This is a genomic window from Sphingomonas sp. Sph1(2015) (assembly GCF_001970915.1).
GTDB classification, from domain to species: Bacteria; Pseudomonadota; Alphaproteobacteria; order Sphingomonadales; family Sphingomonadaceae; genus Sphingomonas; species Sphingomonas parapaucimobilis.
The window spans coordinates 1-405 of the sequence record NZ_MQUI01000135.1 but is presented as its reverse complement, the minus strand read 5'-3'; the positions used below and the strand labels follow the sequence as shown (position 1 = coordinate 405).

At 58.0% G+C, this 405-nt stretch carries 1 rRNA gene; it reads right to left on the bottom strand.

The window, feature by feature from the left end:
• A 16S ribosomal RNA gene (locus BSZ14_RS18890) occupies positions 1-405 on the bottom strand; the annotation flags it as partial.

Here is a 405-nt window from a genome sequence, read left to right as displayed (position 1 = left end):
CTGTTTGCTCCCCACGCTTTCGCTCCTCAGCGTCAGTATCGGCCCAGAGTCCCGCCTTCGCCACCGGTGTTCCTCCTGATATCTGCGCATTTCACCGCTACACCAGGAATTCCAGACTCCCCTACCGAACTCTAGTCTGCCCGTATCGAATGCAGGTCCGAGGTTGAGCCTCGGATTTTCACATTCGACGCGACAGACCGCCTACGAGCTCTTTACGCCCAATAATTCCGGACAACGCTCGCACCCTACGTATTACCGCGGCTGCTGGCACGTAGTTGGCCGGTGCTTCTTCTGCTCCTACCGTCACTTGCGCTTCGTCAGAGCTGAAAGAGGTTTACAACCCGAAGGCCGTCATCCCTCACGCGGCGTCGCTGCGTCAGGCTTTCGCCCATTGCGCAATATTCC